Origin of the sequence: Streptomyces calidiresistens, from assembly GCF_014141525.1 — a bacterium.
GTDB classification, from domain to species: domain Bacteria; phylum Actinomycetota; class Actinomycetes; order Streptomycetales; family Streptomycetaceae; genus Streptomyces; species Streptomyces calidiresistens.
This window is the reverse complement of the sequence record NZ_VKHS01000103.1, coordinates 1-10,612: the sequence shown is the minus strand read 5'-3', so window position 1 is coordinate 10,612 and position 10,612 is coordinate 1. Positions and strand designations below refer to the sequence as shown.

Annotated in this window: 11 protein-coding genes and 1 tRNA gene; 1 reads left to right on the top strand and 11 read right to left on the bottom strand. The window is 73.5% G+C overall.

Annotation, left to right across the window (positions count from 1 at the left end; all coding sequences use genetic code 11):
• Positions 1-246: 246 nt before the first annotated feature.
• The 7 genes from FOE67_RS07090 to FOE67_RS07060 form a co-directional block, all read right to left on the bottom strand.
• Positions 247-1,113, bottom strand: a complete 867-nt coding sequence (locus tag FOE67_RS07090) for an RNA polymerase sigma factor SigF (RefSeq protein ID WP_182661603.1) — start codon at positions 1,111-1,113, stop codon at positions 247-249.
• 219 nt (positions 1,114-1,332) lie between these two features.
• A complete protein-coding gene (locus tag FOE67_RS07085; RefSeq protein ID WP_182661601.1) occupies positions 1,333-2,124 on the bottom strand; it encodes a SigB/SigF/SigG family RNA polymerase sigma factor in 792 nt (263 codons plus the stop codon).
• A gap of 225 nt (positions 2,125-2,349) precedes the next feature.
• Positions 2,350-2,514, bottom strand: a complete 165-nt coding sequence (locus FOE67_RS07080; RefSeq protein ID WP_182661599.1) for a hypothetical protein — start codon at positions 2,512-2,514, stop codon at positions 2,350-2,352.
• 189 nt (positions 2,515-2,703) lie between these two features.
• A tRNA-Ser gene (locus tag FOE67_RS07075) sits at positions 2,704-2,790 on the bottom strand.
• Positions 2,791-2,828: 38 nt separating this feature from the next.
• A complete protein-coding gene (locus FOE67_RS07070; protein ID WP_182661598.1) occupies positions 2,829-3,413 on the bottom strand; it encodes a nucleoside deaminase in 585 nt (194 codons plus the stop codon).
• 377 nt (positions 3,414-3,790) lie between these two features.
• The gene (locus FOE67_RS07065; RefSeq protein WP_182661596.1) at positions 3,791-4,324 is read right to left on the bottom strand and encodes a tRNA adenosine deaminase-associated protein; all 534 of its coding nucleotides are present in this window, start codon (positions 4,322-4,324) and stop codon (positions 3,791-3,793) included.
• A 112-nt stretch (positions 4,325-4,436) separates the two neighbouring features.
• Positions 4,437-4,607, bottom strand: coding sequence for a hypothetical protein (locus FOE67_RS07060; protein ID WP_182661595.1), 171 nt, complete (start codon positions 4,605-4,607; stop codon positions 4,437-4,439).
• 307 nt (positions 4,608-4,914) lie between these two features.
• Here FOE67_RS07060 and upp point away from each other — a divergent pair, with 307 nt between their 5' ends.
• Positions 4,915-5,547 carry a uracil phosphoribosyltransferase gene (upp, locus tag FOE67_RS07055; protein ID WP_182661593.1) on the top strand — a complete coding sequence of 211 codons (633 nt, stop codon included), beginning with the start codon at positions 4,915-4,917 and terminating at the stop codon, positions 5,545-5,547.
• A 73-nt stretch (positions 5,548-5,620) separates the two neighbouring features.
• Here upp and FOE67_RS07050 read toward each other — a convergent pair whose 3' ends face one another.
• The 4 genes from FOE67_RS07050 to FOE67_RS07035 all read right to left on the bottom strand — a co-directional run bounded on the left by FOE67_RS07050 (position 5,621) and on the right by FOE67_RS07035 (position 10,218).
• On the bottom strand, positions 5,621-6,295 hold the full coding sequence (locus tag FOE67_RS07050) for a LytR C-terminal domain-containing protein (protein WP_182661591.1): 675 nt from the start codon (positions 6,293-6,295) through the stop codon (positions 5,621-5,623).
• Positions 6,296-6,446: 151 nt separating this feature from the next.
• Positions 6,447-6,743, bottom strand: a complete 297-nt coding sequence (locus FOE67_RS07045; protein WP_143618915.1) for a type II toxin-antitoxin system VapB family antitoxin — start codon at positions 6,741-6,743, stop codon at positions 6,447-6,449.
• 233 nt (positions 6,744-6,976) lie between these two features.
• Entirely contained in the window at positions 6,977-8,623 is a 1,647-nt protein-coding gene (locus FOE67_RS07040) for a M28 family metallopeptidase (RefSeq protein ID WP_182661589.1), read from the bottom strand.
• 284 nt (positions 8,624-8,907) lie between these two features.
• The gene (locus tag FOE67_RS07035; RefSeq protein WP_182661587.1) at positions 8,908-10,218 is read right to left on the bottom strand and encodes a MerR family transcriptional regulator; all 1,311 of its coding nucleotides are present in this window, start codon (positions 10,216-10,218) and stop codon (positions 8,908-8,910) included.
• Positions 10,219-10,612: the final 394 nt, after the last annotated feature.

The window sequence follows — 10,612 nt, the reverse complement described above, 5'->3', positions numbered from 1 at the left end:
GTACGGGGGTGTCCGGGGACGGTGCGGGCTGTCGTGCGGGGCCACGGTGGGTACTGCCGGGACGGCGGGCCGGGGTGCGTGGGTCGGTCCGCGATCCGTGCGGCGGGGTCCGGCGGAGTCCGGGGGGAGCCGACGGAACCCGATGGAATGCCCCGGAAGGGGTGGGACGAGCGGGACGGGATGATCCCGGGTCCGATCGGGTGTCCTCGTGGCCCGGACCGGCCGCCTCGCCGGTCCGGGACTCCCTCACTCCTCCGCGGTGAGCCCTTCGCGCAGTTGCGCGAGCGTACGGGTCAGCAGTCGGGAGACGTGCATCTGGGAGATGCCGACCTCCTCGCCGATCTGGGACTGCGTCATGTTGCCGAAGAACCGCAGCATGATGATGCGGCGTTCGCGGGCGGGGAGTCGGGCGAGCAGCGGCTTGAGGGATTCGCGGTACTCCACGCCCTCCAGCGCGCTGTCCTCGTACCCCAGGCGGTCGGCCAGGGAGCCCTCGCCGCCCTCCTCCTCGGGCGAGGGGGAGTCCAGGGAACTGGCGGTGTAGGCGTTGCCGACGGCGAGGCCGTCGACGACCTCCTCCTCGGTGACGCCGAGCGCGGCGGCCAACTCGGCCACCGTGGGGGAGCGGTCCAGCTTCTGCGACAGCTCGTCACCGGCCCGGGTGAGGGCCAGCCGCAGTTCCTGGAGGCGGCGTGGGACGCGCACCGACCAGGAGGTGTCGCGGAAGAACCGCTTGATCTCGCCGACGACGGTCGGCATGGCGAAGGTGGGGAACTCCACCCCGCGTTCGCAGTCGAAGCGGTCGATGGCCTTGATGAGGCCGATCGTGCCGACCTGGACGATGTCCTCCATCGGCTCGTTGCGGCTGCGGAAGCGGGCCGCCGCGTACCGGACGAGCGGGAGGTTCAGTTCGATCAGGGTGTCCCGGACGTAGGCCCGTTCGGGGCTGTCCGCGTCCAGGGCGGAGAGCCGCTGGAAGAGGGATCGGGAGAGTGTGCGGGTGTCGAGGTTGTCGGTGTCCGCGGGAGGCTGCGGCGCGGTGACCGGCACCGCCGGGTCCTGCGGCGCGTCGGTCGTGGCGAGCACCTGGGAACTGTCCAGTTCTACGGACATGCCACCCCCTGGGGGTCGTGGACGGGTCGTGGCGGCGTGCCCCTGCGAGAGGGGTGCGTCCCCTCGTGCATACCGGCGCCGCCGCCCTGGCAAACGCGGTTCCAGCAGAATGTCACAAGTCATCAACACGATGTAGTGCCAAGTCGATAAATGGGCAACGCCTGACGCGGAGTTTTCCCGGGGAGCCGCTTTCCACCGCCACGGGATCACCCGAAGGGGTCAGGTGTCGAGAGGATTTGCGTCCCTCAGACGGGCGACGCTGCGGCTGAGCAAACGCGAGATGTGCATCTGTGACACCCCCAGCTCGGCGCTGATCTGTGACTGGGTGAGGTTCCGGTAGAAGCGCAGCACGAGAATCCGCTGCTCCCGCTCGGGCAACTGCACCAGCAGGTGGCGCACCAGCGCGCGGTGCTCGACACCGGCCAGTCCCGGGTCCTCGTAGCCGAGGCTCTCCACCGGGCCCGGCGAGCCGTCCTCGCGTTCCCGGGAGGCCTCCAGCGAGGAGACCCGGTACGCCCGTGCCGCCTCCGCCCCCGCCCGCACGTCCTCCTCGGGGACCGCCAGGCGGCGGGCGATCTCGGTCGTGGTGGGGGTGCGCCCCAGCAGGCCGGTCAGTTCCTCGCCGGCCGCGTGGATCCGGATGGACAGCTCGTGCATCCGGCGGGGGACGTGCACGCTGCGGACGTTGTCCCGGAAGTAGCGCCGGATCTCCCCGATGATGGTCGGCATGGCGAAGGTCGGGAACTGCACCCCGCGCGTCGGGTCGAAGCGGTCGATGGCGTGGATGAGCCCGATCGTGCCGACCTGGACGACGTCCTCCATCGGCTCGTTGCGGCTGCGGAAACGGTGCGAGATCCAGCGGACCAGGGGCAGGTTCGCCTCGATCAGGGCTCCCCGCACCCGCGCGTGCTCGGCGGTACCGGGCTCCAGGCGGACCAGGCGATCGAAAAGGGCCGTCGTCACCTCCCGGGCCCCCGCCCCCTTGGTTCCGCGGGTCCGCGTCACCGCCACCGGCCGACCGCCCCTTCGCACTCCGCTGTGGAAACCCCTGCGGTCATCCCGGCTCGGGAGACCACCGGAACATCAATGACCCATGACCAATGACCAGAAATCGGTCATAGCATCACAAGGCAGGGTCAAGGGTGCAAGCATCGGAGGGTGTGTGTCGGCCCGGGACGGGGCCCGCGCCGGTGGTGTGCGGGCGTGCGGGGAATTGGGCGGCGGCTCGGGCGCGCGTCAGCGGGCGAGCGCGGTCACGAGATCGCCCACACCCGTGGCGGCGGCGGAGATCCCGTCGAAGCCCATGCGGACGAAGTCGGCGGAGGCCACCGGCCAGGCGATGATCGAGTAGAGGACGAGCACGCTCAGCACGTAGAGCCCGATCCGTCCGGCACGCGCCATTCCCGTCCTCCTCTCCCCATCCGCTTTCCCGCCCGCCGCCCGCCCGGGGGTGCGCGGGCCGGGTCCGGTCCCGGCGGTCGGGCGAGTCTAACCGGCCCTCCCGGCGGTCGAACCGGTGGGAGGACCGCCCGGCGCACGACGAGGGGCCCGGTCCGCGTGGACCGGGCCCCTCGTTCCTGCACTTCGCAGCGGTAGCGGAGGGATTTGAACCCTCGGTGGAGTTGCCCCCACACTCGCTTTCGAGGCGAGCTCCTTAGGCCGCTCGGACACGCTACCGAGAGGCAGCTTAGCCCGGGGCCCGGCGCGGGACGAAATCAGATCCCGTCGCCGTTCCCGCCCGCCTCCGCCGGCCCGGGGGCGGGGCCCGGCCCGGAACGACCGGAACGGAAGAAACGGGACAGCGGCTCCCCGCACTCACCGGCCAGCACCCCGGGGATCACCTCGGGGCGGTGGTTGGCGCGGCGGTCGCGCAGCAGGTCCCACACCGAACCCGCCGCCCCCGCCTTGGGGTCGGCGGCCCCGTAGACGACACGCTCCACCCGGGCGAGCGCCGCCGCCCCCGCGCACATCGCGCACGGTTCCAGGGTGACGACGAGGGTGCACCCGGTCAGCCGCCAGCCGTTGAGGCGATCCGCCGCCCGGCGCAGCGCCAGCACCTCGGCGTGCGCGGTGGGGTCCCCGTGCGCCTCCCGCTCGTTGCGACCGGTGGCCAGCACGGGGCCCCCCGGGCCTCCGGGCCCCAGGACCACGGCACCCACCGGTACGTCACCGGTGGCGGGCGCGGCCAGGGCCTCGGCGAGCGCCCGGCGCACGGCGGGCACCCAGGGGTCGCGCAGCGGATCGCCGGACGCCGGGCGCGGGTCGGTGCCGTGCGTCGGTGGTCGGTTCGGTCCGCGCATCGCCACCCCTTCTTCCGGTTCTCCCGGTTCCTCCGGTTCCTCCGGTTCCCCCGGTTCTCCTGGTTCCTCCGGTTCCCCCGGTTCTCCTGGTTCTCCTGGTTCCTCCGGTTCTCCCGGTCCTCGGGTTCCTCCGGTCCTCTTCTCGCCGTCACGGGCTTCCGGCCCGGCACTCCCCTCGGGCCGGTGCCCCGTTCCGGCGGGCGCCCGGCGGATCACCGGGGGACGACGGTACGGCAGGCCCCGTCGGTCGCGCCGGGCGGGGGCGGCCCGGGCCGGGTGACGGGCCCCGGCAGGCGGAAGCCGCCGGTGCCCCGTACGGGGCACCGGCGGCCGGTGTCGGACCCGGTGTCGGTGTCCGTGTGGCGGTGCGGCGGTCCTCAGCGCACGGCCTCCAACACCTCCGCGCAGCCCAGGGCGTCGGCGATCTCGCCCAGCGCGTTCTCCGGGGTCAGGGTCAGTACCATCCGTGCCTCGATGCCGAAGTCGTCCATCAGCTCCGGGTCGCCGACCGGCCCGGCCGGGATCGTCTCGGGGGCCGGCGGCTCCTCCTCGGCGATCGCCTCCGGGGAGGGGCCCTCCTCGGTGCCGTCGAGGTCCTCCGGCTCCTCCGGGACCCGCGGGGTGCGCGGCTCCCGACCCAACAGTTCATCGCTGATCAGGATTTCGCCCCAGGCGCTGCGCATGGCCCGCGCGGCGTCGGAGACGAAGATCCGGGGATCCTCCTCACCGTCCACGCGGACGATGCCGAACCACGCCCCTTCCTGTTCGATGCAGACGAGGACCGGCTCGTCGTCGGGCGACGCGTCGCGCGCCAGATCGGCCAACTCGTCCAGGCTCTCCACGTCGTCCAGCTCGGTGTCGCTCGCTTCCCAACCGTTCTCGGTGCGCGCGAGCAGTGCGGTGAAGTACACCTCGACTCTCCCCACTCGGTTCGGCAGTCCGTCAGTGCCTGCGGCGTGCCCGTTGCGTGCCTCCATTGGCATCGTGACAGAAAAGACGGGATCTGTCGGGCAAGTCAACGCCTCACCAACGGAATGTCCTCATGCGTTGTTGAAGGCGCAACCTGGCGGTTCGGGCCCGGCGGGGGCGGACCCGCTCGCGCAGGGCCTTGGCCTCCTTGAGTTCGCGCAGGAATTCGGCTCGGCGGCGACTTCGGTCGGCGTCGGGTCGTTCCGGATATCCGGGTTTCGGCATGCTGCCTCCTGCCTCACCCGCTTCCGATTCCCGTTCCGCCGCTCGGGTGGCGGTGTCGGGTGCGCCGGAGCGCCCGAGGACGCGGGCGACCGGCGGGACGGGGGCCGGGAGCGGCGGTCCCGGGGGGCGTGGAGCTCGTGCCCCTCCTCATGCGTTTCCTTTTTCCTGCCCATCACGGCGGGTGGGAATCCCCTGCTCACCGATGGTGTGCGGTTCGGCGCGCGTCGTCATCCGGTGGCCGTCGGCCGGTCGTCGGCCGGCCCGGGCGGCCGGGGCCGCCCCCGGGGGGTTGGGTACTGTCGGGACCATGCGGATCCATGTCGTCGACCACCCGCTGGTGGCCCACAAGCTGACCACGCTGCGCGACGAGCGCACCGACTCCCCCACGTTCCGTCGGTTGGCCGATGAGCTGGTGACCCTGTTGGCCTACGAGGCCACCCGGGAGGTGCGCACGGAGCGGGTGGACATCCGCACGCCCGTCACGGAGACCACCGGCGTGCGGCTGTCCCATCCGCGCCCCCTGGTGGTGCCGATCATCCGGGCCGGGCTCGGCATGCTGGACGGCATGGTCCGCCTGCTGCCGACGGCGGAGGTCGGTTTCCTCGGGATGATCCGCGACGAGCGGACGCTGAAGTCCTCCACCTACGCCAATCGGATGCCGGAGGACCTCTCGGGTCGCCAGGTGTACGTGTTGGATCCGATGCTGGCCACCGGCGGGACGCTCGTGGTGGCGATCCGCGAGCTGATCCGCCGGGGGGCGGACGACGTGACGGCCCTGTGCCTGCTGGCCGCCCCCGAGGGTGTGGCCCACCTGGAGGAGGAGTTGGCGGGGACCCCGGTGACGGTGGTCACGGCGGCCCTGGACGAGCGCCTGAACGAGGACGGTTTCATCGTTCCCGGCCTCGGGGACGCGGGCGACCGGATGTACGGGACGGTCTGAGCCGTCGGGCCCCGCGCCCCGTCCCGCCGGGGTGCGGCGGGACGGGGCGCGGGGCGGGAACGCGCGGCGGCTCTCAGCAGTCGGGTTCCTCCGGGCTCGCCGCGACGAGGGCGGCCAGGGCCGCCTCGACCTCGGCGGGTTCGGCCAGCGCCTCGAAGGCGTCTCCGAGTACCAGGTCCACCTCCCGGCCGCCGGGTTCCGCGGTCATCCCCTCCTCCCCGCCCTCGCGGGGGGCACCGTGCTCGGTGCCGGCGGCGTGCGCGCCCAGGACGGTGAGCACGCCGTTCTCCTCGGCGTCCGGCGCGCCCCTCAGCAGACCGGCGGAGGCGACGGTGCCGTCCAGGTCCTCGGGCGCGTTGTCCACGGCGCCGATCAGGAAGCCGCGCTCGGCGAGGGCGTCGGCGGTGGTCTGTGCCAGGCCGGAACGGTCGGTGGCGTTGTAGACGTTGACGGTGATGGTCTCGGGGGAGGGGAGGTCGGGGGGTTCGGGCGCCGGGGGCGCGCCTGCGGTGTCGCACTCCTCACGGTCCGTCGGGTTCGCCCCGGCGGACGCGTCGCGCTCCGTGTCCCCGCCGGCGAAGACGTCGACGAGTTGAAGGGTGCCGATGCCGAGGACGCCCACGGCGAGGACGCCGCCGATCACGGCGACCGTCCTCCTGCGGCGGCGCGGGCGTCGGATCCGGGGATAGCTGTTGCCGGTGACGCGGTACTTGCGGCCGCGCATGCCGGGTGGCGTCAGCATGCTCATGGTCGAAGCGTAGCCGGGGGACCCGAACGTGCCTACAAGATGATCAACGAAATGGGTGACGGGGCCGCCGGGGGAGGGGCGGACCGGTCGGAACGCCCGGGCGCGGGCGCCGTTCCACGGGGTGTGCCGGCCTCGGCGGAGGCGGCGGGGCTCAGTCCAGCTCGAGGACCCGGGCGTGCAGCACCTGCCGCTGCTGGAGCGCGGCCCGGACGGCGCGGTGCAGGCCGTCCTCCAGGTACAGGTCGCCGCGCCACTTCACCACGTGGGCGAAGAGGTCGCCGTAGAAGGTGGAGTCCTCCGCGAGGAGGGTCTCCAGGTCCAGCTGTCCCTTGGTGGTGACGAGCTGGTCCAGGCGCACCGGACGCGGCGCGACATCCGCCCACTGCCGGGTGTTGTCCCGGCCGTGGGCGGGATACGGCCGTCCCTCACCGATGCGCTTGAAGATCACAGGACAGAGCCTACCGCTCGGGTGAACGGCTCCGCAGCCCCGTCCGCGGTCGTGCCCGGAATCGGAGGGCGAACGGGGGCGGAACGGACGGTCCGGGACCCGGGACGCGCCGGGGCCCGGCGACCGGGTGGTCGCCGGGCCCCGACGGGGTGTCCGTTCCCCGGGGCCGGCCGCGGGGTCCGCCGTGAGCGCCCCGCGGCGTCACGGGACCCCGGGCCGCACCCCGGGTCGGCTCAGGCCGCGTCCTCGTGACCGTGGCCGTGGTGACCGTGCAGGCCGCCGCTGTCGGCGGTCTCCGGGTCGGCCTGCGGCCCCGGCGGCACCGGCCGGTCCAGGGAGGCGGTGCTCCACGAGTACCGGGCGGTGGCGTACGCGATCACCTTGACGTTGATGTCCAGGGCGGTGGCGTCGATGTTGGACAGGTCGTCACAGGGGGTGTGGTAGCAGGGGTCGTAGGCGACCCCGGCCACGCCGCCCCACAGCTCGGCCTGGGCCTCGGTCTTGATGCCCTCGGCGCCGGTGAAGGTGCCGCCCGCCGGGATGCCGACCTCGATGAAGGGGCCGTAGTCGCTGCGTCCGCTGAAGGCGGTCGGCCGCGGGTTCCAGCCCTTGTCCTCCATGAAGCCGTTGATCAGGTGCTCGATCTGGGCGGAGCCCTCGGGGCCGGGGGCGGAGAGGCCCTCGGAGCCGTCGCCGTCGTAGACGAACAGGCCGTAGTTGGGCGAGGCGATCATGTCGAAGTTGAGGTAGAGGGCGATCGAGTCGCGCTCCTCCTCGGTCAGTTCGTCCACGTAGTGGTGGGCGCCCAGCAGGCCCAGCTCCTCGGCGGACCACAGGGCGAAGCGCACCTTGTTGGGACCGGCGTGCGGCGAGGCGCCCTTCCCGGTCTGCTTGGTCGCCTTGGCCAGCTGGACGGCGGTCTCCAGCACGCCCGCGGAACCGGAGGCGTTGTCGTTGATGCCGGGGCCCTCCAGGACGGAGTCCAGGTGGGCACCGACCATGATGACGTTCGAGGGGTCCCCGCCCGGCGTCTCGGCCAGGACGTTGGGGGTCATCCGCTCCTCGGCGAACTCCTCCACCTCGAAGTCGACGACCACCGTCTCGCCGGCGGACAGCGCGGCGGACAGCGCCTCGCCGTCGGCGAGCGAGATGCCGCCGGTGGGCACGAGGCCGGCGCCGGGCTCGCCCAGGGTGCCGTTGAGCGCGCCCTCGACGTTGTTGTAGACGATGGCGCCGACGGCTCCGGCCGCGGCGGCGTTGGCCTGCTTGTCGGCGAAGGGGCAGGCACCCCGCTGGATCAGGGCGATCCGGCCCTCGAAGTCATCCCCGGCGAAGGACTCGGGGGTGCAGCCGGCGCCGGTCCCCTCGACGGCCGGGGCCTCGACCAGCTCGGCGGTGGTGCCGCCGGCGGGGGAGTTGGCGGTGTGCGACATCAGCCGCACCTCGATCTCCCGCTCCTCGGGCGAGAGCTGGACCAGTCGCTCGGTGACGGTCTCGCGGTACAGGAAGGGGAAGTACTGGAGGGTGACGTCGTAGCCGGCGCGCTCCAGGACCCGGGCCGCGTAGGCGGCGGAGGCGTCGTAACCGGGGGTGCCGGCGGCGCGGTTGCCGTTGTGGGCGTCGGCGATGCGCTGGAACTCCACCAGGTGGCGCATGGCGCCCTTGCCGGTGGTGTTCCGGACCAGCGTGCGGGCGAGCTGCTCGCCCTTCTGTTCGGCACGGTCGGGCTTGCCCGGCTTCCCGGGCTTGGCGTGCGTGGGCGCGGCCTCGGCGGTGGGCACGGTGGCGGAGGCGGGGCCGGCGAGCAGCAGGGGGGCGGCGATGGCCGCCGTGGCCACGGCGGCGAGTGAGCCGCGCAGGCGGCGCTGCGGTCGTTTCACGGGTGGGGGTCCTTCCGGGTGATGCGGCAGGAGCGGTTCAACGACGTGCGATCGGGAGGTCTCGTCCGGGATGCGGACGTGACGCCCGGGCACGGTACCGCTCAGCGGGACCCGGGGGGAATGGTCGGGACGTGTGTCGGTGGTCGCCGGCGCATTCGAACGACCTTCGGACGCGGGGAATCGAACGGGTGAGAGTGACGAACCCGGAGAAAGATGCCGAAAGGGCCTCGGGGAAACTCTTCCTGACCTTGCGTCGCTTTTCGATCCGTTCGAACGACGCCGCGTCAGGCCGCTTCCGTGCCGGCGCCCGCCGAGGCCGCGACCAGCAGGTCCAGGGCCGAACCCAGCGCGGTGGGACGGCGGGTGCCGGGCACCGTCGGTCCGGCCGACCACCCCGGTCCCAGGGTCAGCACCGTCGGTCGGGTGCGGGCACCCCTTATCCCCCACGCCACGCCGGTCAGTCGGTGAGCCATCGCCCGGTCGGCCGTACCCCGGGACTGGGACCACAGCGCCACCGCCGCCGGACCGGTCCGCCGCACCGCGTCGAACAGCGCCTCGGCGGGCACCGCGGCGCCGAACATGCGCTGCGGGACGCCCCGTTCCGCCAGGCCGGCGGAGACCGCCTCCAGGGGCAGGGTGTGCAGTTCGTTGGGGGTGCAGGCCAGGACCACGGGGGAACCCGTCCTCGGGGTTCCCGCCCGGGCCACCGTCAGGCGCAGCACGGACGAGACGTGCCACGACAGCAGGTGCTCGACCTCCACGTACCGCTCGCCCGAGGTCTGCCACTTGCGTCCCACCGCGCGCAGCGCGGGCATGATCACCTCGTTCCAGGCGGTGACCAGACCGTGGTCGGCGATGGCGGCCTCCAACCGTCGCTGCACGGTGGGGGCGTCCAGTCGCACCGCGGCCCGGGCCAGGCCCCGGCACTCCTGGTGGACGTTCTCCCCGAGGGGCAGCGTGTTCCCGCCCCCGGTGGGCGTGCGGCGACCGGTCCCGTCCCCGTCGCCTCCGCCGGCCCCGTCGTCGGCGTCACCGGGGTCACCGGGGCCCGGTGTCCCGGCCCCCCGCCTCCCGTCCTCGCCTCCGTTCCCGTCGCCGCCTCCGCCGTCCCCGGTCGTCGCGCGCCGTCCGCGCCCCGGCTTCCCCGGCGTGTCGCGGGGCGGGGCGGGCGTCCGCCGGGCCCCTTCCCGCCCGTCGGGCGGGTCGGACGCGGAATTCCCCGGCGTGTCGTCCGACGGGGGGCCGACCATCGGGTCGCCGCCCGTCACGGCCGCCCGCCGGGCCTCGGCGGCGGCCTCGGCGGGTGGCACTCCCTCGCTGGTCAGGCGGCACATGTGGGCCAGGAGGGCGATGTCCTCGGGGGCCCAGCGCCGGTGACGGCCACCGGTGTGTCGCGCCGGTCCGATGCCGTAGCGGTGGTCCCAGGAACGCAGCGTGGTGGGCGCCACGCCGAAGCGTTTGGCCACCGCCCCGGTGGTCAGGCCGGCACTTCCCCCGGTCTCCGCCCCACCCCCGGTGACCTGCGGTTCCCCGGCTCGCTCCGGTCGCCGTCGGGGGCCGCTCGCGGAGCGGGGGGCCGCTTTCTCCTCGCGCATGCGCCCACTCTACGTTTCATCTCCGGAATACGACGCAGAAACGACGCAAGTTGTGCCATGCGTCGCTTCGGCCCACGATGAAATGGCCGCGGCGTGACGAAGCGCCCGGTGTCGGTGTCCAACCCGTGCGGGCCTGCACGGACCGGGACACCCGTCCCGGCCAACCGACCGGCCCCCAGCCCGGCGGGAGGAGCGACCACGTGGCCACAGCGACACACGATTCCGAGCGCATCGACAAGACACGTACCGGAGGGGTCACCCACCCCGGACGCACCGAGCGACCCGGCCGACCCGGCGGTGCGCCCGGTACCCCGACCCGGGCGCTCGGACCACCGGCCCCGGCGGGAAGACCCCCGGGGGAGCCGGTTCGGCCCCCCGGTGCCCCCGGCACCAC